Annotated in this window: 23 protein-coding genes and 3 tRNA genes; 22 read left to right on the top strand and 4 right to left on the bottom strand. The window is 47.9% G+C overall.

What is annotated here, in order from left to right; all coding sequences use genetic code 11:
- Position 1 precedes the first annotated feature (1 nt).
- The 8 genes from Q0698_RS04905 (at position 2) to nadA (ending at position 4,973) form a co-directional block, all read left to right on the top strand.
- A complete protein-coding gene (locus tag Q0698_RS04905) occupies positions 2-727 on the top strand; it encodes an energy transducer TonB (protein ID WP_298634303.1) in 726 nt (241 codons plus the stop codon).
- The gene (gene tolB / locus Q0698_RS04900) at positions 724-2,019 is read left to right on the top strand and encodes a Tol-Pal system beta propeller repeat protein TolB (RefSeq protein ID WP_298634301.1); all 1,296 of its coding nucleotides are present in this window, start codon (positions 724-726) and stop codon (positions 2,017-2,019) included. Before Q0698_RS04905 ends, tolB begins: the two co-directional genes overlap by 4 nt.
- A gap of 56 nt (positions 2,020-2,075) precedes the next feature.
- Positions 2,076-2,606 carry an OmpA family protein gene (locus Q0698_RS04895; protein ID WP_298634299.1) on the top strand — a complete coding sequence of 177 codons (531 nt, stop codon included), beginning with the start codon at positions 2,076-2,078 and terminating at the stop codon, positions 2,604-2,606.
- 14 nt (positions 2,607-2,620) lie between these two features.
- The gene (locus tag Q0698_RS04890; protein ID WP_298634297.1) at positions 2,621-3,403 is read left to right on the top strand and encodes a tetratricopeptide repeat protein; all 783 of its coding nucleotides are present in this window, start codon (positions 2,621-2,623) and stop codon (positions 3,401-3,403) included.
- Positions 3,404-3,538: 135 nt separating this feature from the next.
- Positions 3,539-3,614: transfer RNA gene (locus tag Q0698_RS04885), tRNA-Lys, on the top strand.
- Positions 3,615-3,647: 33 nt separating this feature from the next.
- Positions 3,648-3,723: transfer RNA gene (locus Q0698_RS04880), tRNA-Lys, on the top strand.
- Between the two features lie 31 nt (positions 3,724-3,754).
- Positions 3,755-3,830, top strand: a tRNA-Lys gene (locus Q0698_RS04875).
- A gap of 105 nt (positions 3,831-3,935) precedes the next feature.
- Positions 3,936-4,973 (top strand): quinolinate synthase NadA, encoded by a 1,038-nt coding sequence (nadA, locus tag Q0698_RS04870; RefSeq protein ID WP_298634294.1) that lies wholly within the window; start codon positions 3,936-3,938, stop codon positions 4,971-4,973.
- Positions 4,974-5,081: 108 nt separating this feature from the next.
- Here nadA and Q0698_RS04865 read toward each other — a convergent pair whose 3' ends face one another.
- Positions 5,082-6,551: a M48 family metalloprotease gene (locus Q0698_RS04865; RefSeq protein WP_298634292.1), complete on the bottom strand. Its 1,470-nt coding sequence runs from the start codon at positions 6,549-6,551 to the stop codon at positions 5,082-5,084.
- A gap of 370 nt (positions 6,552-6,921) precedes the next feature.
- On the opposite strand from Q0698_RS04865, the gene Q0698_RS04860 reads away from it, so the two are divergent.
- The 11 genes from Q0698_RS04860 to Q0698_RS04810 all read left to right on the top strand — a co-directional run bounded on the left by Q0698_RS04860 (position 6,922) and on the right by Q0698_RS04810 (position 19,993).
- Positions 6,922-8,001 carry an AI-2E family transporter gene (locus Q0698_RS04860; RefSeq protein ID WP_298634290.1) on the top strand — a complete coding sequence of 360 codons (1,080 nt, stop codon included), beginning with the start codon at positions 6,922-6,924 and terminating at the stop codon, positions 7,999-8,001.
- Positions 8,002-8,263: 262 nt separating this feature from the next.
- Positions 8,264-10,918, top strand: a complete 2,655-nt coding sequence (gene aceE, locus Q0698_RS04855; protein WP_298634782.1) for a pyruvate dehydrogenase (acetyl-transferring), homodimeric type — start codon at positions 8,264-8,266, stop codon at positions 10,916-10,918.
- Between the two features lie 14 nt (positions 10,919-10,932).
- Positions 10,933-12,606 carry a dihydrolipoyllysine-residue acetyltransferase gene (locus tag Q0698_RS04850; RefSeq protein WP_298634288.1) on the top strand — a complete coding sequence of 558 codons (1,674 nt, stop codon included), beginning with the start codon at positions 10,933-10,935 and terminating at the stop codon, positions 12,604-12,606.
- A gap of 156 nt (positions 12,607-12,762) precedes the next feature.
- A complete protein-coding gene (fabV, locus tag Q0698_RS04845; RefSeq protein WP_298634286.1) occupies positions 12,763-13,950 on the top strand; it encodes an enoyl-ACP reductase FabV in 1,188 nt (395 codons plus the stop codon).
- Positions 13,910-14,785 carry an MBL fold metallo-hydrolase gene (locus Q0698_RS04840; protein WP_298634284.1) on the top strand — a complete coding sequence of 292 codons (876 nt, stop codon included), beginning with the start codon at positions 13,910-13,912 and terminating at the stop codon, positions 14,783-14,785. Before fabV ends, Q0698_RS04840 begins: the two co-directional genes overlap by 41 nt.
- Before the next feature lie 9 nt (positions 14,786-14,794).
- Positions 14,795-15,202, top strand: a complete 408-nt coding sequence (gloA, locus tag Q0698_RS04835) for a lactoylglutathione lyase (protein WP_298634282.1) — start codon at positions 14,795-14,797, stop codon at positions 15,200-15,202.
- A gap of 4 nt (positions 15,203-15,206) precedes the next feature.
- Positions 15,207-16,244: an aldo/keto reductase gene (locus Q0698_RS04830; protein WP_298634280.1), complete on the top strand. Its 1,038-nt coding sequence runs from the start codon at positions 15,207-15,209 to the stop codon at positions 16,242-16,244.
- A 78-nt stretch (positions 16,245-16,322) separates the two neighbouring features.
- On the top strand, positions 16,323-17,201 hold the full coding sequence (gene dapA / locus Q0698_RS04825) for a 4-hydroxy-tetrahydrodipicolinate synthase (RefSeq protein ID WP_298634278.1): 879 nt from the start codon (positions 16,323-16,325) through the stop codon (positions 17,199-17,201).
- Between the two features lie 21 nt (positions 17,202-17,222).
- A complete protein-coding gene (gene bamC, locus Q0698_RS04820) occupies positions 17,223-18,275 on the top strand; it encodes an outer membrane protein assembly factor BamC (protein WP_298634276.1) in 1,053 nt (350 codons plus the stop codon).
- A gap of 3 nt (positions 18,276-18,278) precedes the next feature.
- On the top strand, positions 18,279-19,043 hold the full coding sequence (locus tag Q0698_RS04815; RefSeq protein ID WP_298634274.1) for an MBL fold metallo-hydrolase: 765 nt from the start codon (positions 18,279-18,281) through the stop codon (positions 19,041-19,043).
- Positions 19,044-19,213: 170 nt separating this feature from the next.
- A complete protein-coding gene (locus Q0698_RS04810) occupies positions 19,214-19,993 on the top strand; it encodes a class I SAM-dependent methyltransferase (RefSeq protein WP_298634272.1) in 780 nt (259 codons plus the stop codon).
- On the opposite strand, the gene dapE is transcribed toward Q0698_RS04810, so the two are convergent.
- From dapE to Q0698_RS04795, 3 genes are read right to left on the bottom strand one after another with little or no spacing between them, the layout of a single operon-like run.
- Positions 19,971-21,098, bottom strand: a complete 1,128-nt coding sequence (dapE, locus tag Q0698_RS04805) for a succinyl-diaminopimelate desuccinylase (RefSeq protein WP_298634270.1) — start codon at positions 21,096-21,098, stop codon at positions 19,971-19,973. The two genes, Q0698_RS04810 and dapE, sit on opposite strands and share 23 nt — an antisense overlap.
- 14 nt (positions 21,099-21,112) lie before the next feature.
- Positions 21,113-22,123: a DapH/DapD/GlmU-related protein gene (locus Q0698_RS04800; RefSeq protein WP_298634269.1), complete on the bottom strand. Its 1,011-nt coding sequence runs from the start codon at positions 22,121-22,123 to the stop codon at positions 21,113-21,115.
- A 16-nt stretch (positions 22,124-22,139) separates the two neighbouring features.
- Positions 22,140-22,487: an ArsC/Spx/MgsR family protein gene (locus Q0698_RS04795; protein ID WP_298634267.1), complete on the bottom strand. Its 348-nt coding sequence runs from the start codon at positions 22,485-22,487 to the stop codon at positions 22,140-22,142.
- Positions 22,488-22,725: 238 nt separating this feature from the next.
- On the opposite strand from Q0698_RS04795, the gene Q0698_RS04790 reads away from it, so the two are divergent.
- The 3 genes from Q0698_RS04790 (at position 22,726) to Q0698_RS04780 (ending at position 26,352) form a co-directional block, all read left to right on the top strand.
- Positions 22,726-23,289, top strand: coding sequence for a hypothetical protein (locus Q0698_RS04790; protein ID WP_298634266.1), 564 nt, complete (start codon positions 22,726-22,728; stop codon positions 23,287-23,289).
- Between the two features lie 92 nt (positions 23,290-23,381).
- The gene (locus Q0698_RS04785; protein WP_298634264.1) at positions 23,382-25,805 is read left to right on the top strand and encodes a M1 family metallopeptidase; all 2,424 of its coding nucleotides are present in this window, start codon (positions 23,382-23,384) and stop codon (positions 25,803-25,805) included.
- A 49-nt stretch (positions 25,806-25,854) separates the two neighbouring features.
- Positions 25,855-26,352 carry a DUF6702 family protein gene (locus Q0698_RS04780; RefSeq protein ID WP_298634262.1) on the top strand — a complete coding sequence of 166 codons (498 nt, stop codon included), beginning with the start codon at positions 25,855-25,857 and terminating at the stop codon, positions 26,350-26,352.
- Positions 26,353-26,608 lie beyond the last annotated feature (256 nt).

Below are 26,608 nucleotides of genomic sequence, written 5' to 3'. Positions count from 1 at the left end.
AATGTTAGGCAGAACTAGTGATCGATGGGCCAGTATTGTATTCGCAGTTGGCTTACATGCTTTGATTGCGCTTTTTCTAGGATGGGGCTGGACACAGAGTATCGACTATCAGATATCGCAGCCGATAAAGCAGATTACCGCAACGCTCGTTAATACACCACAACCGCAGGCTGAGCCCGAACGAGCTATTCAGCCTAGCTCTCAACCTACTCGCCAGCCGCAACCTCAAGAATCGCGGCCAGCTCCGGTGACGTCAACTCCCGCTGTAATTGAAGAGCCGGTTGAAGAGGCTGAAGTCGAGCCCGTTCCGGAAGTTGTTCGCACTCAACCTCAACGACGTCAGCCACTTGTCGATGAACTCTCATTCGATAGCTTGTTGGAGCAGGAAGATGAAGTCCGTCAGGCTGAAAGTGAGGCGGAAATCGAAATGTCCCAGATTCAGGTTTTAGATGCAAAATTTCAGCTGCAAGTGGGTGCAAAGTGGTCTCGACCACCCAGTGCTCGCAATGGAATGGAGGTCCTTGTCCGAGTGCAGTTTCTCCCCAATGGCGAAGTGCTTGCGGCAACAGTCGTAGAATCAAGCGGCGATGTGGCATTTGATCGCTCTGCCATTAGCGCAATTGAGCAAGGCGCGCCCTACAGCTTTCTAATGGATTTCGGAGCTCCATTCTTCAATAAAAACTATCGCAATAAATTGGCGCTATTTAGGCCGGAGGATTTAAAATGACGTTAAGCCGAGTGCTTGTATTTATCTTGGTATTAGTGAGTTCAAAGGTCGCAGCAAATTCCGACCTTATCGTGGAAATTACCCGCGGCCTAGATGATCCCACTCGTGTGGCAGTTTCGCCGTTTGGATGGAGTGGGAGTTATCCATTAGCTGACGACGTAGCTCAAGTTGTGAGTGATGATTTAATTCGGACAGGTGAGTTCTCTCCAGTCAGTCGCACTGACATGTTGGCGTATCCAGCGCTTCCATCTGAGGTTAATATTCCGGATTGGCGTAAGCTTCGAACACAGTATCTGGTGATCGGTAATATGTCGCCACGCGGCGATCGTGTTGCGCTCGACTTTGCATTATATGATGTGACGGCCGGTCGATTAGTACTTTCAGGCGAAATTGAGCGTAGCCAAGGTGATCTCCGTGACATGGGCCATGAGTTAGCGAATCGTATTTATGAACAGCTGACCGGTTTTTCTGGCATATTTCGCACGAAGCTCGCTTATATTCGTGCAGAACGAGATACTACCGGTGACCACATCTTCCGTCTTGTCGTGGCGGATCAAGACGGCCATCGTGAACGGACTGTCATGCGATCACGTGACCCTATTATGTCGCCGGCCTGGTCACCGGACGGTAGCGAGTTGGCTTTTGTTTCCTTCGATGGTGGCCGTCCTGGAGTGTATCGTCAAAACCTGTTGACTGGAGAGTTGACTCAACTTACGAACTATGTGGGTTTAAATAGTGCACCGGCTTGGTCTCCAGATGGCTCTAAATTAGCCATTGTGCTGTCGAAGGACGGTGATCCTGAGATCTACCTGCTGGATGTAGCTACTAAGAGGCTCGATAGGGTCACGCATCATTATGCAATTGATACCGAACCTGCGTGGATCGACAATAATTCATTGATCTTTACCTCAAATCGAGGTGGTAGACCACAAATATACAAGATTTTACTTGATTCAGGTCGCCTAGAGCGCTTAACCTTTACAGGAGATTACAATGCCCGTGGACGCATATCTCCAGATGGGAAATATCTGGTGATGGTGCACCGAGAAAATGGTGTTTTTAAGATCGCGGCGCAAGACTTGGCAACTCGACGAGTACATGTACTTACCGAGACATCTTTGGATGAATCACCTACGATTGCTCCAAACGGCCGAGTAGTGATGTATGCTACACGAGATGGGGATAAGGGGATTCTATCAACGGTAGCAATTGACGGTGGAGTTCGCGTGAAACTCCCCGGAACTGCTGGTGATATACGCGAACCAGCATGGTCTCCGGTACTACAAAACTAAACAATTAATTTGGTCTATTATACAGTTAGTGCTAACTAACCAAACAGGAGTGAAACATGGCGATTAAATCTTTAACGAAACTTTCTGGTGTGATGTTTGCTGTCGCTTTGACAGTAGGTTGTACTTCAACTCAGGATGATGAAGCCGCGGCAGCAGCAGCTGCTGCAGCAGCACAGCAACAGCAAGTGGTAGAGAAGACTTCGGAGCAGATCGCAGCTGAAGAGCGTCAAGCTCAAATTGATTCAGCTAAAATGGACGTGACGAACTTCGGCGATACGGTATTCTTCGATTTCGATGACGCTGAGCTTAAATCTGAGTCTATCGATACTCTAAACGCTTGGGCTAACTACCTGAAAGTGAGCGGTGAGAAGGCAGTAATTCAAGGCCACACCGATGAGCGTGGTACCCGTGAGTACAATATCTCTCTAGGCGAGCGTCGCGCGAATGTCGTGATCGGTTACTTAGCTAGCCAAGGCGTTGAAGCATCGCAATTAGAGGCAGTTTCGTACGGCGAAGAGTCTCCAGCTATTGACGGTTCTAACGACTACGCGTGGAGCAAGAATCGCCGCGCAGTACTCGAACTATAAAAAGTAGGTACACTATGATCGCAACATGTTTGCGCTCATTCGTGATTGGGGTTGGTGCTATTGCGCTAGCCCCTTTTGCGTATGGGCAGGCCCCCATTGATGAATCCGTTGGTGAAGTGCCAATCGAAGAACCTGTCGTCGACACTGCTGTAGCCAACATTGATTCAAGTGGGCAATTTTATATTCAGATGCAGCGTCTGCAAAGTGAAGTGCAAATGCTACGCGGAATCATTGAAGAACAGAGCGAACAAATCCGTCGCCTAGAACAGCAGCGTTTCGATGACTTTATGGGCATCGACCAACGTTTAGCTGCGGTAGAGGCTGGAGCCGTAAGCGTGGTGGAGATGGACTCGACATCATCCACAGAGGCCGCTACAGCGTTAACAGCAGGCACAGGCTCTGCAGTCGCAGCTACTGACAGCTCAGTCGATGAAGCTAAGGAAGCTTACGATATAGCGTATGGTTTCTTACGTCAGCGGAATTTTGCTGAAGCAAAGGTTCGTTTCTCGGACTTTTTGTCGGCTTACCCCGAATCAGATCTAACTGCTAATGCTTATTACTGGCTTGGTGAGATCGCGCTTTCGGACCGCGAGTTAGAGATTGCGAGAGAACGTTTCAACTCAGTAGTGAATTTCTTCCCAGAGCATCGCAAGGCGCAGGATGCGTTATACAAGCTGGGTACTGTTTATTTTATGTTAGAACAGTATGACCAGTCTCGAGCGTTTTATACTCGAGCAGCAGAGGGATCAGGGCAAGCAGCGACTTTAGCCCAACGCGCACTCGAACAAAATTTTTAAGCTAAACTTGTTGTTCTGCTTGAAAATTTCCGAAAACGTAAACAAGCGTAAGTAGTTGTCTGTAGACGATTTTTTCTGCTTTTTACTGCAAAAGACTTGCCTTTATTTTTGTAGCGGTTATCATACGCGCCGCTTGGGTCGTTAGCTCAGTTGGTAGAGCAGTTGGCTTTTAACCAATTGGTCGATGGTTCGAATCCATCACGACCCACCATCAAGCATTTTAGAAAAACCGCGCGTTGTCGCCGGGTCGTTAGCTCAGTTGGTAGAGCAGTTGGCTTTTAACCAATTGGTCGATGGTTCGAATCCATCACGACCCACCATTTTTAGTTCGAAACTAAGCGTATTTCGCTTGGGTCGTTAGCTCAGTTGGTAGAGCAGTTGGCTTTTAACCAATTGGTCGATGGTTCGAATCCATCACGACCCACCATATAATGAATGCCGTTCACCCCTGTGAACGGCATTTTTTTTGTCGAATAACTCGATTATGCGATAGAATGCCCATCCAACAACGACTGATTCAGAAAGAAGCAATATGGCAAACCAAGCTACCCGAGAATTTGTGCAGGCACACTTAGCTGCAACCCAAGTTGAACAAGACGAGTGTCCTAAGGATTTGGCCACCAAGCAGCGTATCAAAACACTGCTTAAAGAGAAGAATGCGGTATTGATTGCTCATTACTACACTGATCCGGTTATCCAGGCCTTAGCCGAGGAGACGGGGGGATGTGTATCAGATTCGTTGGAAATGGCTCGGTTTGGGCGGGATCATGAAGCGGAACGCCTAATTATAGCAGGCGTAAAATTCATGGGCGAGACTGCCAAGATCCTCACCCAGGATAAGCGCGTTCACATGCCTGAGCTTGAGGCGACGTGTTCTCTGGACATTGGTTGTCCCATTGATGAATTCTCTGCGTTCTGCGATCAACACCCTGAGCGAACGGTTGTAGTCTATGCGAATACCTCAGCAGCGGTGAAGGCGCGGGCAGATTGGGTAGTGACTTCGTCGGTAGCACTCGAGATCGTTGAAAGCTTACATGTGAAAGGTGAAAAGATTATCTGGGGGCCGGATCAGCACTTAGGTAATTACATTCAGCGCGAGACGGGTGCTGATATGCTCATGTGGGATGGCGCCTGTATCGTTCACGAAGAGTTTAAGGCAAAGGGAATCCTGGATCTAAAGTCGGTCTATCCCGATGCGGCGGTACTAGTCCATCCAGAGTCGCCATTGTCAGTAGTTGAAATCGCTGACGCAGTGGGTTCAACCTCACAGCTTATCAAAGCGGCTCAGACTATGCCAAACGAGCGTTTTATCGTTGCCACAGATCAAGGTATCTTTTATAAGATGCAACAACTGGCGCCAGAAAAGACGTTGATCATCGCTCCTACTGGAGGCAATGGAGCTACGTGTCGCTCCTGTGCAAATTGCCCATGGATGGCGATGAACAAGCTGGATGCTATTGAACAGGTCCTATTGGAAGAGCACAACGAAATCTTTGTGGACGCCGCGCTTGGTGAACGTGCGATGTTGCCGCTGCAAAGAATGCTCGATTTTGCGAAGGCAATGAAGTAGTTGTTTACGAATAAGCCAAGAAAAATTGGGTAAAGAAAAAGGCCGAGTTAAGTAACTCGGCCTTTTAATCAATAACTACAAATTTGATGAGCTAGCGAACGTGCCTATTTAGAGTCGCTCGGATTCAACCTGAAGTTCCCGAATTTGTCGGATGCGCTCCTCGGTTCTTGATATATCAATTACATGATAGCCCTGTTGGATCATCAGGTCACGTGCAAAGCCAAGCTGCCGGACTGCCTGGGAGAAAGCGCCGTTGAGGGTATACCATTCCGCTCTTGCTTTGTGAACACCCACTAGATCACCCGCTAATCCGTAGGTCTCAGCTAGCATAAACCAAACTTCACTATGCTCGGGATTACTCTCTGAGAGTGATTCAAGCTCAATAATCGCCTGTTGAAAACGGCGAAGATCGTAGAGGTTTTGAGCATTGGCATAACTAACTGCGAATTGATCGGGATGGCGGGCCATAAGTGGATCAATGAGTGTTTGCGCCTCTTCAAAGCGTGATTGATCCCGCAGAATTTCCACATAGGCCAAGTCTATAACTACCTCCAGCTCACTCGTACGAGTGATTTGGTTGAGTAATTCCTCAGCTTGCTCATACTCGTTATCCTTTGAATAGACCAGTGCTAACCCATAGCGTGCCGCATCAGAGTCAACCGAGGTTGCCGTGATTTGACGTTCAAACTTTGCTATTAAACTACGAGGGTTTGGCGTAGAAATAGTAAACGCTCGAGCTCGCATGAAATGGTAGTACGACCGATCTATTTCGATAATCATGGGATACTGTTGCGCGCGCAGAGCCGCATCGGATGCACGACGGTCTGACATTGGGTGGGTGCGCAGGTATTCAGGGACTGCGGTACCAAAGCTGCTAGTTTGCCGTTGCATAATAGCGAACATATCTTGCATGTCGAATGGGCTGTAACCTGCCGCGGCAAGATTCGAAATACCTATGCGATCGGCTTCACTCTCAGCTTCTCTCGAATAACGTAAAGCGTTCTGCTGAGCTGCCGCCTGTGTTGCCATAATGGCGGCCATACCGGCGTCACCGCCCGCCGTAGCTGCGATGGCCAAGCTGCCAAGTAGCATCGCAACCATGGGAATAACAGCCTCTTGCTGTTGTTCTACCCGCCGCTGGAAGTGCTTTTGGCTTAAATGAGCTAGTTCGTGGGTTAATACTGAAGCAAACTGCCCCTCACTCTGGGCTGAAAAGAAAAGCCCTGAATTTACTCCAATGACACCGCCAGGGACCGCGAACGCGTTGATGCTCGTGCTATCGACAATGACTAGATCTAGCGGACGACGACCATAGTCGCTAGTGCCAGAAAGATCTTCGAGTAAATTGGTGGTGTAGTTAACTAACAGTGGATCCTCAACGGTAGGAGCTTGCGCTCGAAACATACGCAGCCACGCTTGTCCAAGCGCGCGCTCTTGCCGCTCCGACATCATAGCGCCAGCAGTACTTCCGATATCGGGAATCTGCAGCTCATTTGGCTGAGCTAGCGCTGACGTTGAGAGGCCGAGGGCGTGCGTCATTAACACACTTGCAATGACGGGTTTAAAAAATAGTTTCACAAAGATCTCGCAGTTCTATGGTCCAACTACACTGTAACCTAAATGGAGCGGTTTCGTTAAGTGTCGAAGCGTGCAAAAGTCGACTTCAATTCAAGAAGTGGTTAAAGTCCGACAATTAATCCGCTTAAAGGTTCAGTATCTGGATGGATAAAAGGTATTTCGACTTATCACAGTATAGCTGTCCGCTTGCTCTCTTGTATTTTAAAAGGAGGCTACAGTCTCTGCAAACAGAGCTTGCTGTTGAATTCGAGTTCGGTGATGATGCATCGTGTTCTGATGCCTACCGTTATTGTCTTGCCCTAGAACAGATAACGACTATTGAAAGAGTAGCGTTGACGCTACATTTAACTCTAAAGACGGAAAATAACTCATGTCATTCGTAGGCCATATAAAATCCTGGTTCGATCGTGTTTTTGCTGAAGAAGAAGCATTGACTATTGTGGCGCTGCTTTTGCTAGCTATTGTCATCATGTCCTATCTAGGCTCCTTCATCGCGCCGTTGTTAGCGGCGGTCGTTATTAGCTTTCTGTTAGATAGCTTTGTTAAGCTCTTAACCAAACTGGGTCTCGCTAGAGGATACGCAGTCTACATCGTCTATGCGGCTTTTGTGGGTGTTATGGTTAGCTTGGTCTTCGTCCTCTTTCCTGAAATCTGGCGGCAGTTGAGCTCGCTGTTTAATGCTGCGCCCGCCATAGTGGGTGAGTTACAGACCGGGGCAATTCACCTGAGTGAGCAATACCCTCAATATCTATCGAGAACACATCTTGATGAGATGTTTTCATCGGCATCAGGAGAAGTAGGGAAGTTGACTCAGAAGGCGCTCGCCTATAGCGTCAGTGGGTTGCAAGGGGTGATGACGGTAGCAATTTATCTCGTGTTGGTGCCAATATTAGTGTTTTTCATGTTGCGAGATCAAAGTGCTATCGGAACATGGTTCGAGGGGTTTCTCCCTAGCCGACGTTCTCGTCTTACCAGTATTTGGGGTGAGTTTATTGCTCAATGTGGTAATTACGCTCGCGGCAAGGTCGTTGAAATTGTTGTAGTCGGAATGGTTAGTTTTATAACCTTTAGCGTACTTGGGTTGAGTTATGCTGCGCTACTGGGATTCTTAGTAGGAGTTTCGGTCATTATTCCGTTCTTAGGAGCTGCTGTAGTGACACTTCCCGTGATGTTAGTGGGCTATTTCCAATGGGGTGTGTCAACAGAGCTCCTTGTTCTTTTCGTTTCCTATTCCATTATTCAGTTTTTAGATGGTAATGTTCTTGTACCGCTTTTGTTTTCCGAGGCCGTCAAGATTCACCCTGTCGGCATTATCGCCGCCGTTCTGATTTTCGGTGGTCTTTGGGGAGTCTGGGGGGTGTTTTTTGCCATACCTCTAGCCACCCTTATTAAAGCGTTGATCAACTCGTGGCCGTCTATGGCAAAGCAGACAACGAAAGAATCCAGCTAACTTTAATTCACGCGTTTCGTGAATTTTTGTAGAAAACTTACATGAATGCCCGGTCATATACGGTAGTCGAAAAAGCCATGATACGTATTTACTGGGCTGTAGCCACTTTGTTTGATATCTAATTTTGCATATTCACTATTCTGTGAAAAAATACTACCAATAATAAATTGATAGCAATTTCCTCAATTTCTGAGAGAAAGCTAGTTGTCGTGACTATGCTTCATTGCTAGTCGTTTCGTTTCAAGGAGACATCTGAATGTCAATTCAAGAAGACCTAGATCCAATCGAAACCCAAGAGTGGTTGGATGCATTTGATTCAATGCTGCAAAGTAGCGGCCGTGGCCGAGCAGCATATGTCCTAAAGCAGCTCTCAAATCGTGCTTTTGGCCAGGGCATCAAGATGCCTCAGGCGGTTACAACGCCTTACCGTAACTCTATTCCTTTGGACGAAGAGCTTAAGATGCCTGGTGATGTGTTCATCGAACGTCGAATCCGCTCGCTCATTCGCTGGAATGCTTTGGCGATGGTAATGCGTTCGAACGACAATGATGAAGGGCTTGGTGGCCACATTGCGTCGTTCTCATCGGCGGCAACACTTTACGATGTGGGCTTCAACTATTTCTTCCGTGGTAATGAAGGTGAGCGCATGGGCGATCTGATCTTCGTTCAGGGTCATAGTTCGCCGGGCATGTATGCACGTTCTTTCCTTGAAGGGCGCTTGGACGAATCTCAGTTAGATAACTTCCGCCGTGAGGTGGATGGCAATGGTCTATCGTCGTACCCGCACCCTTGGTTGATGCCTGACTATTGGCAGTTCCCTACCGTTTCTATGGGCTTGGGGCCACTTCAGGCTATCTATCAAGCGCACCTAATGAAATACCAATCCAAGCGCGGATTAGTTGATCACGGTGATCGCCAGGTTTGGGCGTATCTTGGTGATGGTGAGTGTGATGAGCCAGAAACGTTGGGTTGTATTTCACTGGCTGGTCGCGAGAAGCTAGATAACTTGAACTTTGTTATCAACTGTAACCTGCAGCGCCTAGATGGCCCGGTTCGCGGTAACGGCAAGATCATTCAAGAACTTGAAGGTGTGTTCCGTGGAGCAGGCTGGAACGTTATCAAAGTCGTATGGGGTCGCCACTGGGATCCACTTCTAGCAGCTGATGATAAAGGTCTTCTGCAGAAGCGTATGGATGAGGTTTGTGACGGTGAGTTACAGAACTACAAAAACAATGGTGGCGCGTACACTCGTGAGCACTTCTTTGGTAAGTACCCTGAACTCCTAGAGATGGTTGAGCATCTATCTGATAAAGATATTATGTATTTAAACCGTGGTGGTCACGATCCTTACAAAGTATACGCTGCGTATGCACAAGCCGTGGCAACTAAGGATCAACCAACGGTGATCCTTGCTCAAACCGTGAAAGGTTACGGCATGGGTGGTAGTGGTGAGTCGATGAATGATACCCACTCGGTTAAGAAGCTTTCTATCGAAGATCTTCGTAACTTCCGTGATCGTTTCGACATCCCACTAAGCGATGCAGAGATTGAGTCCGTTCCTTATTATCGCCCAGCGCCTGATAGCCCAGAAATGGTCTATATGAATAAGCGTCGTGAAGAGCTTGGCGGTACGCTGCCTCAGCGTCTACATAAGGTCGAAACGCTCCCAACCCCTGAATTGTCAGCCTTTAGCAATCTAACTAAGGGAAGTGGAGAGCGCGAAATTTCCACCACGATGGCGTTTGTGCGTGCTTTATCTACCTTGATAAAGGACAAGGCCATTGGTAAGCGAATTGTGCCAATTGTGCCGGATGAAGCTCGTACCTTTGGAATGGAAGGTTTATTCCGCCAGGTCGGGATTTATTCGTCGGTCGGTCAGCGCTATACCCCGCATGATAAAGATCAAATCATGTTCTACAAAGAAGATGAAAAGGGTCAGATTCTAGAGGAAGGTATTAACGAAGCAGGTGCTATGTCAGCATGGCTGGCAGCCGCTACGAGCTACTCTACTCACGGTTACCCAATGGTGCCGTTCTACATTTACTACTCAATGTTCGGCTTCCAGCGCATCGGCGACTTGGCGTGGGCAGCGGGTGATTCGCAAGCACGTGGATTCCTGATCGGTGCAACATCGGGCCGAACAACATTGAATGGTGAGGGTCTGCAGCATCAAGATGGACACAGTCATTTGCAAGCCGCGACGATTCCTAACTGCATTAGCTATGATCCAACCTATGCTTACGAATTAGCGGTAATTATTCGTGACGGTATGCATCGCATGTACGAGTTGCAGGAAAGTAAGTTCTACTACATCACTACGATGAACGAGAACTGGGCACAGCCTGAGATGCCAGCTGACTGTGAAGAAGGTATTATCAAAGGTTTGTATCGTCTTGAGCAGGAAACAGGAAAGCAGAAACTTGCTGTTCAGTTAATGGGTTCCGGCGCTATTCTTCGCGAAGTTCGTGAAGCCGCTATCCTACTGCGTAGCGAATTTGATGTTGACGTCACGGTTTGGTCAATGACTTCGGCAAACGAACTGCGTCGTGATGGTTTGGCATGTGAACGTCATAATCGATTACATCCAACTGCTAAGAAGCAACAGCAGCCGTGGATTACTCAGCAACTTGATTCTGAGCGTGGCCCAGTGGTTGCGGCAACGGACTATATGAAACTCTACAGCGATCAGTTAGGGCAGTTTATTCCACGTGAATTCACCGCCTTAGGTACCGATGGCTTTGGTCGCTCTGATACGCGCGCTAAATTGCGTAAGTTCTTTGAAGTTGATCGTTGGTTTATCGTAGTTGCTGCGCTTGATCGTCTAGCGAAGCAAGGCGACATCAAGGCTTCTGTTGTGAAAGATGCAATGAAGCGTTACGGCATTGACGCCGACAAAATTGATCCAACTACGGTTTAAGGGAGGGCATATCAATGGCAATTGAACAGGTTCTAATCCCTGACTTAGGTGGCGCTGATAGCGTCGACGTTATCGAACTCTGCGTAGCAGTAGGTGATACCGTAGAAATTGAAGATTCACTTATCGTCGTTGAAACCGACAAGGCGTCGCTTGATGTTCCTTCCACGGTGGCAGGGGTGATTAAAGCTATCCACGTTGCTGAAGGCGCGAAGGTGAACGAGGGCGATATCTGCGTTGACATCGAAACCTCAGCCGAAGCAACCCAATCTGCACCTGAAGCAGAAGCAGAAGTCGCTTCAGCGGTTGAGGAAGCTCCTGCGGAGGTCGAGGTGGCGCCAGTAGCAGCGACAGCTCCCGCTAGCGCCTCAGCTAGCGCAACCCTTGATATCGTAGTGCCTGATCTAGGCGGAGCCGACGGCGTTGACGTTATTGAAGTTTGTGTTGCCGTGGGTGATGAAGTTAGCGAAGGTGATTCGTTAATCGTCCTTGAAACTGACAAGGCCTCAATGGAGATTCCCGCGGAGCACTCAGGTAAGATCATTGCCTTTTCTGTGACCGAAGGAGGCAAGGTTAATGAAGGCGAGGTCATTGGCTCCCTGCAGGTAGAGGGTGGCGCTGCTGCGGAAGAATCTGTAGAGGAACCTGAAGCCACTGCAGTAACTCCTGTGGCTGCGAGCTCGGCAACTAAAGAAGTGCGTAATGTTCCTGCACCCGTAGCGGCTAAATTACCGCCCGCAGCAACTGGCGCCGGCACGTCAAATCGAGATTCTCATGCTGGACCAGCCGTCCGAAAGCTTGCTCGTGAATTAGGTGTTGATCTTACTTTGATCTCGCCAACAGGGCCGCGCGGTCGAATTTTAAAAGATGATCTCCATGACTTCGTGAAGAATGCCATGAAGCAAATCTCTCAAGGTGGTTCAGCGGGAGCATCGTTAACGGAAGGGGCTACCGGTATTCCACCGCGCCCAACTGTTGATTTTGCCAAGTTTGGTGACGTTGCCGTGGAGCCGCTTAGCAAGATTGATCGGCTGACGGCACTCAACATGCAGCGTTCTTGGTTGAACGTACCGCACGTCACTCAATTCGATGATGCTGATATTACGGATTTAGAAGAATTCCGTAAGTCGCTGAAAGCTGAAGGTGAAAAGCGCGGTGTGAAGGTCACTCCAGTGGCCTTCTTGATCAAAGCGGTTGCCTCAGCACTGTCGCAAAATCCTAAGTTTAATTCGTCTCTCGATGCCGCGATGGAAAATCGTATCACTAAGAGCTATGTAAACGTAGGTATGGCGGTTGATACACCCCGTGGTCTCGTTGTTCCAGTTATCAAAGATGCCGATAAAAAGGGTCTTTGGGAGATTGCAGCGGATGTAATTGAATTGTCGATTAAAGCGCGCGATGGCAAGCTTAAACCGAACGAAATGCAGGGCGGTTGCTTCACGGTATCAAGCTTGGGAGCGATGGGTGGAACTGGGTTCACACCTATCGTAAACACGCCGGAAGTGGGCATCCTCGGGGTGTCGAAGGCGCAGATTAAGCCGGTTTGGAATGGTTCAGAGTTCATTCCTCGTCAGATGTTACCGTTGGCGCTCAGTTATGATCACTGTGCTATCAATGGTGGTGATGCCGGGCGATTTATGACTACCATCGTCGCTGAACTCAGTGATGTAAGACGTTTGATCTTGAACTAATTAACGCGGTTTAGGTCCAACGAGTTAGCTAAGAAGCGAGGTTGCGATTGCACCTCGCTTTTTTATTGCGTGGTAAGTATGAGTGACTTGCTAGTCACGTGCGCAATGCTTTGTGTATAATGCGCTCATTATGTATTAGTACGAGAGATTCAAATTATGATTATTAAAGCTAAGACTCGCGGTTTTATCTGCACCAATGCTCATCCTGCGGGCTGCGAAAAAAACATCCGTGATCAAATTGCCTATGTAAAAACTCAGGGTTCTATCGACGATATGCCAAAGCGCGTTCTAGTTCTGGGCTCATCGACTGGCTATGGAATGGCATCGCGAATTAGTGCGGCGTTCGGTGCTGGAGCGAAAACGATGGGGGTTTTCTTTGAGAAGGAACCATCGGAAAAACGCACGGCAACAGCAGGGTGGTATAACACCGCGGCATTCCATAAAGTTGCAGAAGAAGAGGGCCTATACGCTCGCTCTTTTAATGGTGACGCTTTCTCTAATCAAATGAAGGCTGATGTTATCGCAGCCATTAAAGAGGACTTCGGCCAAGTCGATCTAGTCGTCTATTCGCTCGCCGCGCCGCGCCGCCAACATCCAGACACCGGCGAGATATTTAATTCGGTACTAAAGCCAATTGGCCAGTCCGTGACTAAGCAAGGTGTCGATACCAATAAGGATCTAATCACTGAATTTTCGCTAGACGAAGCGTCACAGGAAGAAATTGATCAGACCGTTGCGGTAATGGGTGGCGATGATTGGCAGCGCTGGATGACGGAATTAGCTGACGCGGGTGTGCTGGCTGACAATGCGAAGACCACTGCGTATACCTACCTTGGTGAACGTGTCACCTGGGATATTTATTGGCATGGCACCATTGGCGCGGCGAAAAAAGATTTGGACCGAGCAGCAAAAGAAATCACGGAACAGCATAGTAACATCGGCGCAACAGCGCACGTCAGCGTGTTGAAAGCGGTGGTTACTCAAGCGAGCTCGGCAATTCCAATTATGCCGCTTTATCTGGCCCTGTTGTTCAAGATTATGAAAGAAGAAGGTACTCATGAGGGCTGTATAGAGCAGGTTTATCGCCTCTTCACTGAGTGTCTTTATAACGAAGCCCCGCGTACAGACGATGAAGACCGCTATCGCGTTGATGAATTGGAATTGACCCCTCATGTTCAGCAGGAGGTTGAAGCGCTTTGGGCGAAGGTAACCACCGATAACCTCAAGGAAATTAGTGATTATCTAGGTTATAAGGCCGAGTTCCTCCGCCTCTTCGGTTTTGAAGTTGACGGTGTTGATTACGATGCCGACGTCAGCCCACTTGCGGATATCCGCCTTGGTTAAACCGCAACCGCAGCACGGCGAATGGGTGCGGTGTTTCACCGCGCCTAATCCAGGTCCCATGACAGGGCCTGGCACGAATACATGGGTCCTTGGAAAAGGACCCTTTGTTGTTATTGACCCCGGTCCAAATCATCCAGGGCATCTCGAATCGCTTTACCTTGCTTGTAATAAACAGATCGCATTCATTGCCCTGACTCACACTCATCGTGATCACGCAGCGGGTGCTGCTGCGCTGAGAGAGCTTAGTGGCGCCCCCGTTTTAGGCATGACACTCACCCCAGACGACGGTCATCAAGAGCTAAGTGCCTTACCGTTAATTCCCGTTACCAAGTTAAGTGATTTCGAAGTGCCAGGAGTTACGCTGACTGCGGTCGCAACCCCTGGGCATGTCGCGAATCATCTCTGCTTCTATCATCTGGAATCACAAATGATGTTTGTTGGTGATCACATGATGAATGGCTCAACGGTGGTCATCATTCCGCCTGCTGGTCATATGGGCAGTTATATGGCGAGTTTAAGTGCCTTGCTGCAATATCCTATGGAAGCTATTGGGCCTGGTCACGGCGATGTCATCATTGAACCAAAACTCGAGATAGAACGTTTAATCAGTCATCGAATGACACGAGAGCGAAAGGTACTGAGTACGTTGTCTGAACAGTGGTCTACGCTCGACCAGATTCTTGATCGGGTCTATGATGATATTAATCCAATGCTTTTACCTATTGCTAAACTATCCCTTGAGGCACATCTTATTAAATTGTGTGAGGATGGTCGGGCCCGTAAGCAAGACGGTGAACATTGGCTGTTAGGTTCGGATACTTGGCGCTTAAATTAGGAGAAAACTATGCAGTTACTTCACACCATGATTCGCGTGGGCAACTTAGATCGATCAATCGCTTTCTATACGGAAGTGCTTGGGATGAAGCTATTGCGAAAAAGCGATAATGAAGCTTACAAGTATACGTTGGCATTTGTTGGCTACGGGGAGGAATCTGAAGGCGCAGCGGTCATCGAACTGACCTATAACTGGGGTGTTGAAGAATACGAATTGGGCACAGCCTTTGGCCACTTAGCGATTGCTCATCCTGATATCTATGCATTAGCTGGTGAGCTCAAAACTGCTGGCGCCAATGTTGTTCGAGAGCCTGGACCCGTATTGGGCGGGACCACCCACATTGCATTTGTTGAGGACCCTGACGGGTATAAGATTGAGCTTATTCAGCGCGATCAAATGGCGAACTCCATCGGATAATATTATGCATTACAACCAACTTGGTGTAACGGACCTGAAGGTGTCAAAGGTTTGTCTGGGTACGATGACCTTCGGCGAGCAAAATTCCGAAGCTGAAGCGTTCGAGCAAATGGATGCTGCACGGGCTGCACAGGTTAATTTCTTTGATACGGCCGAGCTCTATTCCATTCCCCCAAAAGCTGAGACTCAGGGCTCCACTGAGACGATCATCGGTAATTGGATAAAATCGCGTGGGTGCCGTGAGAAGATCGTACTAGCGACCAAAGTTGTTGGCCGAAGTAGCATGGATTGGTTTCGTGGAGAGGAAAGCCGACTGAGTCGGAACCATATTCGCCAAGCAATAGCGGGTAGCCTTGCTCGATTACAAACGGACTACGTTGATCTTTATCAATTACACTGGCCGGATAGGAGAGTACCTCTCTTCGGCTCTGCGAATCGTTTTAGTGAAGTGAAGAGTGATGAGGTAGCGCTTGCTGAAACGTTATCAGCACTATACGAATTGGTCGATGAAGGAAAGGTTCGTCATATTGGTGTTTCTAACGAAACAGCCTGGGGAGTCCACGAGGCACTTCGACTCGCAGGGCTCAGTAATCGCCAACCTATCGTGTCGATCCAGAACGCCTATAGCTTGGTCAATCGGACCTTTGAGCAGGGATTGGCGGAATTTTCAATGAGGTCGAAGGTTGGCCTGTTAGCATACTCGCCGTTAGCGCAAGGCTACTTAACAGGTAAATATCGTAACGGTGAGCTCCCCAAAAATTCCCGAAAGGAGCTGTTTGGCAGGATGGGTCGCTATGAAAGCGAGCGAGGTTTAAAGGCTATTGAAGCGTATTATCAGCTCGCTAGCAGTTGGGGGATGAGTCTTTTAGAGCTCGCTCAGGCGTTCGTAATGTCTCGCCCATTCCTAACGAGTAATATCATTGGCGCAACAACACTGTCGCAGTTAGAAGATAATCTTAAAGCCTGCGAGTTGACACTTAGCCCTGAGCAGCTTCAAGCTATCGAAAGTATCCACATGAATAATCCAAATCCATCACCTTAATAACCGTTCGTACCTTGTTATTAGTCGAGCTTAAAATTATGATGTCTCGTTGAATGAAAGTAGTGTAGGAGCTTCTTGATGATTAGTGGCAGTATGGTTGCCCTAGTAACCCCAATGACAGCAAGCGGAGATGTAGATTATAAAGCACTCGCAGCGCTGGTAGACTGGCATGAGGCCGAAGGCACTCATTGTTTGGTGGTTGCCGGCACAACAGGAGAATCAGCAACGCTTGCCGTGACTGAGCACCTTGAGGTGATTCGTTTTTGCCAAGATCGTATTGGCGCTCGAATTCCTATTATTGCCGGTACGGGTGCAAATTCCACTCGCGAGGCGATCCACCTCACTTCGCGTGCTCAGGAATTTGGTGTCGCTGCGTGTCTGTTGGTAACTCCTTACTACAACAAACCAACTCAGGAAGGCTTGTTTCAACATTATGAAGCCATCGCAGCGGCCTGCCCAGGCGATTTAATTCTTTATAATGTTCCAGGCAGAACAGCGGTGGACATGACTAACGAAACCACCCTGCGCTTAGCGGCTATCAAAAATATTGTGGGCATCAAGGATGCCACGGGTGATTTGATCCGTGGTACTCAGCTCGTCAAGGCGGTGCCGGAGGGCTTTGCTGTCTATTCTGGTGACGACGCTACGGCGATAGATTTGATCTTGGCGGGTGCTAAGGGTGATATTTCAGTTACAGCGAACGTTGTACCAAAATTAATGTCTAAGGCCTGTGAGTTAGCACTCGCAGGAGATGCCAAGGGGGCGAAGGCCGTCGACGCTAAGTTGTCGTCCTTGCATCGCGATCTATTTGTTGAAGCTAATCCAATTCCCGTAAAATGGGCCTTAAGTCAGTTGGGGCGCTGCGAAGCTACAATGCGTTTGCCGCTTACAACTCTCGATTCAAAATTTCATGGCGCGGTTAACTGCGCACTAAAAGAAGCAGTAAGCACTGACTAAGCTGCTCGGAGTTAAAAAATAATGATAAAAGTAGTATCAACTTCCGCATTAGCAGGTTCACTTATTCTGCTGTCTGGCTGTAGTTTCTTTGGTTATGAAAATGACTTCCGTGACAAGGGAGAAGATTATCAAACTGCTAACGCGATTGAGCCGCTCAAGGTTCCTCAGGGCTATAGCGATGAGCGTGTTAGAGATCTATTTGTAGTGCCTGAAGTTCCTAAACAGGTCGATTTAGTAGACGAAGACGGTGACTTTATTATTCCAGCTCCGATACCATTGAACGTTGAGCGAGACCTTCAAAAGGTCAAGATTCAGCGTCTTGGCGATCGTCGTTGGATTAATATTAATGTTTCAGCTTCAGCAGTCTGGCCTCGTCTCAGAGCTTGGATGAATAGCTCTGGTATTGATGTGGTGGAGGCTAATCCAGAATCTGGAGAGATTGAAACAGTTTGGCTGAAATTCAATGATGACGAAGCTAATAAAGATCGTTTCAAGATCTTTGTAGAGCCTGGCTACCATGCGTCGACCAGTGAGGTACGTGTGTTACATAGTAGTCAAGCAGTAGACGCGGACGAGTCTTTAGTTCAGTGGCCAACCTTGTCGGACGATGATGCGCGTGAATCTTGGATGGTTGATGAAATTGCTAATGCTTTAGCATCTCAAAGCGATGCAGAAACCGTGTCGCTCTTGGCCCAACAAATCGGTGGTGAGCCGAAATCAAAGATGTTACCAAATGCTTCACCGCCTGCGTTAGTGCTTGATGTTGATTTCGATCGCGCTTGGGCCTCTCTACTTGGATCGATTCCTGGGGTAGATATGACCGTGGTAAGTCGTAGCCGTGAAGATGGAACGATCAGTATCCAATACCACCCGCAGCCTGATGGTGCGGTTCATGAAAGTGGTTTTTTTGCGAGCATGTTTAGCTCCAGCGATACTATTCCAGTTACTGACCTTCAGTTGGTGGTTCAAGAATCAGATAGTGTAGTCAGTATTTCGGTCACCAATTCAAGTTCAGATATCGCATCGGATTTAGCACGTCAAGTGCTCGAAAAAACTCGTAACCAATTACGTTAAGCCGTGATTCGAATAGCTTCGTTGGGCAGTGGAAGCCGAGGAAATGCCACGATTGTAGAGTGCGGCACAACTCGGCTTTTGATTGACTGCGGATTTAATCTTAAAACCATCGAAGCCCGTGCCGCCGAGGCGGCATTTGAACTATCGTCGCTTACCGCCATTCTTGTCACTCACGAACACTCCGATCATATTGGTGGAGTTTCTAAGCTTGCTAGACGATATAAGCTGCCGGTCTACACTTCGGTAGGAACGTGGTATGCAAAACCGCAAGCCGATGTACCGCAATTAAATTTTCTCTGTAGTCATTCGTCGCTCACGATAGGCGATGTGTTAGTTCATCCCGTCGCCGTTCCTCATGACGCTCGAGAGCCTATTCAGTTCGTGTTCGAGTACTTAGGGCTTAGACTTGGTGTACTTACGGACTTAGGCAGTATTTCCGCTCATGTCGCCCAGGTTGTAAGTGATTTGGATGGCCTCCTCATTGAATTTAATCACTGTTCAGAGAGACTTCATGTAGGCTCCTACCCACCGTCATTAAAGCGACGCGTCGGCGGTGACTTCGGTCACTTGAATAACTACCAGGCATTGGAATTTGTACAACAGTTGGATCATCAGCGATTACAATTATTAGTAGCAGGCCATATTAGTGAACAAAACAACTGTCCTGAATTGGTCACGACATTATTGGAACCATTCACTTCGAATATTAATAGGGTAGAGGTCGCCTGTCAGAAGCAGGGTTTTTCTTGGCGGGAAATAGCATCGTAAATTTTCCTCAATGGCGGGTGCTGTTTTTATTCACTCAAACTGAGAGACGAGGTGGTTGAGGATTAAACACTGCAGTTGAATCGGCTTGGTTACTGGTCTTGTTTCCCGTTGAGACTAGTTATCCACAAGCTTTCACACAGATAACTTGGATATGTAACCTTGGGGGCAGCGTGAGTGTACTTCGACATTTGATTAGTGTCTCGGGTGAAGAATCTGATATATCTTCACTCGCAGTCGAACTCGATTTACAAGTGGTCACTGAAAGTAATGATGAGCTCGCACTTCGTTGGTCTAGCGGACAACTGAGTCTGCACTTTCCAAACCAGCAACAGGGCGACGTCTTAGTCGACTTCGACAACGGAGCCATGCAATACCGGGTTAAGCACGGTGGGGGATTTGGACAGGCAGTTGCTAAGGCCTGTGCGCTGTCGCCACGTGTGTTGCCCAGTGTGTTAGATATGACGGCAGGACTAGGGAGGGATGGTTTCGTATTAGCTTCACTCGGCTGTGATGTTACGCTAGTTGAGCGTCAACCCATTGTTCACGCCCTGTTGGCTGATGGTTTAAGGCGGGCGGAGAGCAGCCTTGATAGTCGCAACATAGTCAGAAGAATTAGTCTTCGCCGAGGAGATTCGTCCGAACTAGTGGGGCAGCAATATGAAGTGGTTTATGTTGATCCAATGTTTCCTGAGCGGAAGAAATCTGCCGCGGTAAAAAAGGAAATGGCAGCGTTTCATCAGTTGGTTGGTACCGATGAAGATGCTGACTTACTCCTAGCTAAAGCCCTAGAATTTGCAACACACCGAGTTGTGGTAAAGCGTCCTAAAGGTGCGCCATTTTTAGCGGATCGAAAGCCCAGTCAATCGCTAACGGGTAAATCTGGGCGTTTCGATATTTATGCTCTGAGATCCATGGCAGCCGATAAGTTCAAGTCGTCAGTTGACGAATAATATCTTCGTAAACCTCGCTTAGCTGGTTGAGATCGGACATGCTGACATGCTCATCAACCTGATGAATCGTGGCATTTAATGGGCCTAATTCAACCACCTGTGCACCCAAAGGCGCAATAAATCGACCGTCAGAAGTGCCGCCCGAGGTAGATAGTGTGGGTGTACTTCCGGTAACTCGTTCAACGCCTTTAATACATGCCTCTACTAATTCACCTTCGGCGGTTAAAAATGGCTCACCATTCAACTTCCAAGTGATTTCGTAGGTCAAATGCGCTGCGTTCAGGACTGCTTCAAAACGCGTCTTAAGCTCATTAGCCGTAGTTTCTGTTGAGTAACGGAAGTTACAAATCACTTCTAAATCGCCCGGAATTACGTTTGTCGCTCCCGTGCCCGAGTTAATATTAGAAATCTGAAAGCTGGTTGGTGGAAAGAAATCATTCCCCTGGTCCCATTCAGTAGCAACGAGATCACTCAATGCTTGCATTGCTCGGTGAATAGGGTTGTCGGCAAGTTGCGGATAGGCAACATGGCCCTGTTTGCCGATGACTCTTAAGGTGGCACCGAGCGAGCCACGACGACCGTTTTTGATAATGTCTCCAAGCTTATTGGTACTTGAAGGCTCGCCAACTAAGCAGTAGTCAATATCGATACCTCTGCGCTGGAGCTCTGGTGCTACATAACGAATTCCATAGTCAGCCGCACCTTCCTCGTCACTAGTCAGCAGGATGCCAAAGCGAGCCTTTAGTGACGGCTTAGCGATTAAGAATCGTTCGGTGGCGGTGATGAATGCAGCAATACTACCTTTCATGTCCGCGGTACCGCGACCGTATAATAGGTCGCCTTCTTCCGTTGGTTCAAAGGGCGGGTAGCGCCATTGGGATTCAGGCCCGGTAGGGACGACATCCGTATGACCAAGAAATATAAGCAATGGGCCCTCGTCGCCGATGGTGATTAGAATATTTTCCACGTCCTCACAGTCCAGGCGAGTCACTTGGATGTCGAAGTCCTTAAGGCGCTCAAGGATTAGTGGAAAGCAGCCTGCATCATCGGGCGTAACCGATGGACGTTCAATCAACTGCTTGCACAGCTCAATAGTCGGTGTCATAGGTACCCCTAGGTTTAATTGCTGTGCAGCATATCGTTGAGTTCAATCGAACTGAGATTGGTGTGGCACTCCACTGCACCGCTCTGCGAATTGCGGCGGAAGAGTAAATGATCTTTGCCAGCCAATTCCTTAGCTTTAATGACTTCACTCTGGTTGCCAGCATCATTAACGAGTTGAACCTTGGTGCCAGCAGTAATGTAGAGCCCGCTTTCGATAGTACAATGATTGCCAAGAGGGATACCCGTGCCGGCGTTAGCGCCAATAAGACAGTGCTCGCCAACTGAGATGACGATGTTGCCGCCGCCCGATAGGGTTCCCATCGTTGAGCTACCACCGCCAAGATCAGAGTGGCTGCCAACCCATACGCCGGCGGAAATTCGACCTTCAATCATTGCAGGGCCGGCGGTTCCGGCGTTAAAGTTAACAAAGCCTTCGTGCATAACCGTAGTGCCCTCACCGATATAAGCGCCAAGACGAATGCGCGAGGTGTCCGCGATACGAACACCGCTCGGTACGACGTAATCGGTCATCTTCGGAAATTTGTCGATACAGTTAACGCTTAGTGCTCGGCCCTCTAGGCGCGCTTGAAGCTGTCGCGCTGGAAGCTCATTTAATTCAATGGGCCCCTCAGAAGTCCATGCTAGGTTATGTAGTATACCGAACACACCATCAAGAATGGTTTCGTGTGGCTTTACTAAACGGTGAGATAGGAGATGAAGCTTCAGAAATGCCGTGCCAACATCGGTTGGAGCAACATCTTGCTGAGCGATACTTAATACGATGGTTCTACGGGCGTCTTTTAAACTCTCAATTAGACTAGCAATAGGCAAATAATCGCTAGCGGCGAGGCTGGTCAACTGAAATTCATTGAGTACGCTAGTGCCACCGGCAAGCCCGATCGCGTTGATTTCGTCAAGTTCCTCCTGACAAGGCGTTAATACCGGTTGTGGGTAGAAAACTTCAATAATCTCACCAGCTTGGTTTTTGGTGGCGATGCCAATTCCGTAAGCGTATATCGTATTCATATCTAATCTCTTAAAGTTAAGCTGTTGCGCTGGTTATCTGATTGATTAGTGATTCATCAGTGCCGATGTAAAATTTGCCTTGGTACTCAATCAATGGACGTTTGATAATTGTAGGCTCCGCGAGAATTTCATCAAGGTCGGCCGCTAATAGCCGTGCTTTTTGTTCCTCGCTGCGCTGCTTCCAGGTGGTTGAGCGTTTATTAACAACTTTCTCAATTCCAAGCTGGTCAATGGCCAGTTTGAGTGTATCGCGGTTGATACCCTCACTGCGAAGGCAAATAAAGGTGGTAGGCTGTTCAAGTTCCGTAAGCCGCTTCAATGCTTTTCTTACGCTATCGCAGTTTTTAATTCCCCAAAGCTTCATGGATGATCTCGCTACCTTAATAAAAGTCGAAATTATATCGTAGATTGGTTTGGCTTACATTGACTGAAAGTTTGTAACGTTAGTCGTTTTGGCTATAGGGCTAAAAATAGTTTACAGACTTTCTGTACGGTGTTTAACTTATATAAATTATGTCTTTATTTGAGAAGTTTAAAGCGTGCCGCATAACCAATTCAAAATATCCAATATTAATGGTTCAATTTTCCACTCGGGGCCTAAAGTGGCTACTGTGGTGGAGATGTGCAGCAACGCGAGTGCGTTAGATGGTAGAAGGTTGGCAAAAGCCGTAGTGGGGAGTCTCTGTCAAAGCGATCTTCTTATTCACGCCGTTTCCCAGCCCTTTATTGAGGGGTTATTGAGTGGCCTGTCTCAAAGATGTGGGGATTACACGCCAAGATTGCGCGTTGTGGTGTTGACGGACCGAACACCATCGGAGCTTGCACAGCAGCGTTCGTCTAAAGCGAGATACATTTGGATGATAAGCAGTGATAGTGCTCTGCGAACACAGATATTCAATACTTTTGAGAGTTTGCGTTCGCTTAGTCACCTTAACGTACTCTGCGGTCAACAGGGTATTTTTGATCTCGACACGAGCTGCCACCAAGATTCGGACAGCAGTAGGGCGTTTATGTTGGTTCCCTCTAGTTCGGATGCTAATCCTATGTCGACAACTGCGCTATCATTATCTCCATCGCTTTGGGATACCGACCTTTGGTTAATTGAGTCTTCGTCTATTCAAACTCCGCTATTAGTCCGTATTTTTTCGTATCTCGCGATTTCCTAAGCCAACTTCCTATTTGGCTGTAAAACCGTCATAATCTCCCCCTAAATTGTGGTCGCCGATTGCCGGTAAATAACTATTTCTACGAGACTTGTATGAAAAAAATGACTTTAATTCCAATTGTAATTGGCGCTCTGGTGCTGCCATTGCAATTGTTCGCCGCTGATAATCTAGGCGTTACCGGCGATAAATTTCGCCAACTAGATGAATTGCTCCCTACGCCCAACAGCTACCGTAATGCAGCGGGTGCACCGGGGCACGAATACTGGCAGCAACAGGCTGACTATGCGATCGAGGTGACCTTAGATGATGAGAACCAAAGAGTCATTGGTTCTGAAACAATCACCTATAGCAATAACTCTCCGGACGACCTTGCTTACCTATGGGTACAGTTAGATCAAAATCGCTTTGAGCCAAATTCGAACGCCAACCTTGTGCGCACAACGAATACTGAGGGCGATGGTCCCAACACCTTTTCCTATTATGGCCTGCGTAATATCCTTGCGTCAGAGTCCTTTGATGGCGGTTATAAGATAACCAAGGTCGCTGATCGTCGTGGCAATCCGCTGTCACATACGATTGTAGGCACAATGATGCGTATTGATCTGGATTCGCCGTTGGAGAGTGGGTCAAAGATCGAGTTCAGCATTGACTGGAGTTATAACGTCTTCGAACAGAAAGTTCTGGGCGGGCGCAGTGGTTACGAATATTTTGAGCGCGATGACAACTACCTCTACGAAATCGCTCAATGGTACCCACGTATGGCGGCCTATAACGACGTTAGTGGTTGGCAGAATAAAGAGTTTCTAGGTTCGGGCGAATTCGCGGTCGAGTTTGGCGACTACAATGTGAAAATCACGGCCCCCGCCGATCACATTGTTGCCTCCACAGGAGTGCTTCAGAATCCACGGGATGTCTTAACTTCAGAGCAGCGCAGTCGTTTGACTGAGGCGAAGTCAGCAGATCGTCCGGTATTTATCGTTACCCTCGAAGAAGCGCTAGAGAATGAGTCTTCTCGTGCTACGGATACGAAAACCTGGGAGTTTGAAGCGGAGAATGTTCGCGACTTCGCTTGGGCCTCTAGCCGTAAATTCGTATGGGATGCGCAGGGCTACAAGAGCGGTGGTACCGATACCATGGCTATGTCCTACTATCCGCAAGAAGGTATGCCTATTTTTGATCGTTACTCAACGGCAGCGATTATTCATACCATGGAACACTATAACAAGTACGCCTTCGACTACCCGTATCCGGTTTCGATCTCAGTGAATGGCCCAGTTGGCGGAATGGAATACCCGATGATGACCTTCAATGGTCCTCGTCCAGTCATTGACGAAGAAGCTGAGATGGAAGATGGCGTTGTCACGCCGGAAGAAATTATGGCTCGTACCTACAGTCGAGGTGTTAAGTGGTTCTTGATTGGCGTAGTGATCCATGAGGTTGGGCACAACTACTATCCAATGATTGTTAACTCGGATGAACGTCAGTGGACTTGGATGGACGAAGGCTTAAATACCTACGTTGAATTCCTTGCCCTTCAGGCATGGGAAGATACCATTGATGCGAATGAGCAACGTGGTGAAGCCCGACAGATCGTTGACTACATGCGCTCGCCGAACCAAGTGCCAATTATGACCAACTCAGAGTCAATTCTTCAGTTTGGTAACAATGCTTACGGTAAGCCAGCTACGGCGTTGAATATTCTGCGCGAAACCATCATGGGGCGTGAGTTGTTCGACTTCGCATTCCGCGAGTATTCGGAGCGTTGGAAGTTCAAACGCCCAATGCCTGCTGACTTCTTCCGTACCATGGAAGACGCTTCCGGAATTGATTTGGATTGGTTCTGGCGCGGTTGGTTCTATACTACTGATGCGGTAGATATCTCTGTTGATAACGTCCGTGCTTTTTCTATCGATACGCGTAACCCAGATATAGAAGAAGAGTTTTCTCGCGCTAAGTTTGCGCAGGAACCACTGTCGATTACGCGTCAGCGTAATGATGGAATGCCGCGTAAAGTTGAAGAACAGGATCAACTTTTAGACTTCTATAATGAGCATGATCGCTTTACGACTACCAATGCTGATCGTAACTCCTACAATTCCTTGGTTGAAGGCCTAGAGGATTGGGAGCGCGATCTACTGTTGGTCGATAACAATGTCTATGTTATCGATTTTAGTAACGTCGGTGGGCTAGTCATGCCGCTTATCATCGAAATGCAGTATGACGACGGCTCGAAGGAAGAGGTTCGTATCCCGGCCGAAATTTGGCGACGTAATACGAATAATGTCTCTAAGATGTTTGTTCGTCCAGCAGATAAAGTCCTAACTCAGGTTGTCCTTGATCCGCATTGGGAAACCGCTGATATTGATGTGGCGAATAACCACTACCCCCGTCAAATCGTTGAATCGCGTCTGCAGCTCTTCAAGCGCGAGCGTAGTCCCAACATGATGGAGAATTGGGCTACCGAATTGAAGACTGATGAAGATGAGTCCGAAGAAGAGACCACAAACGAAGAATAAAGTCGTTGTGCTCTATTTAGATTATAAGGGAGCTTAGGCTCCCTTTTTAATGGAAGAATTAAAATTGAAGAACCTAATCATTGCCATAACTTTTTTATTGCTAGCACTTAATGTGCAGGCGCACCAATATCACTTCGGTCTGACCGAGATTAGTGTGAATGAAAATGAACGCGTTCTAGAGGTAGTGCATAAGTACTTTATTCGCGATATTGCTGTGGCCATTAATGGTGGAACTGATATTGCAGTGAGCGATGCCGAGTTAAAGGCCTACCTCGATTCGAATTTTAGAGTGGCGATACCTGAGCTTGGTACGGTGGAGTTAGAATGGGTGGGTGCAGAAACGGATATTCGTTATGTTTGGATCTATCAGCAATTTAGCTTAGCCGAGCTGTCTCCGAAAGAATTGATCGTAGAGCAGATGGTGCTTATCGAGATCGAATCAGATCAAGTGAATACCGTAACCACGCTTGAAGCGCAAAAAGTACTTAGTAGCGCTACCCTAAATCGGGAAACGCAGCGTGCTGTGTTAAAGCTCCAAGCAGATTAAGTTTAACGTAGGCAAAACTAACTATTCTTCTGTGCTTTACATTGTTTCAGGAGTCGTTATACTGCGCCAACTTTCACGGAGACAGGCAATCAATTGCCGGCCTTAAAACCCTTTTTTTAGTTATTTTAAAATACTTTAAAAACAAGGGTTTACAGTGAAGTTTAGATGTGTATAATTCACATCCGCTTCGAACGAGAAGCAACGCTCTTTAACAATCAATCAGACAATACGTGTGGGTACTTGTAGAGATAGTCGC

It is taken from the genome of uncultured Umboniibacter sp. (assembly GCF_947497555.1).
GTDB lineage: Bacteria > Pseudomonadota > Gammaproteobacteria > Pseudomonadales > DSM-25080 > Umboniibacter.
This window is presented reverse-complemented; position numbering and strand designations above follow the sequence as displayed.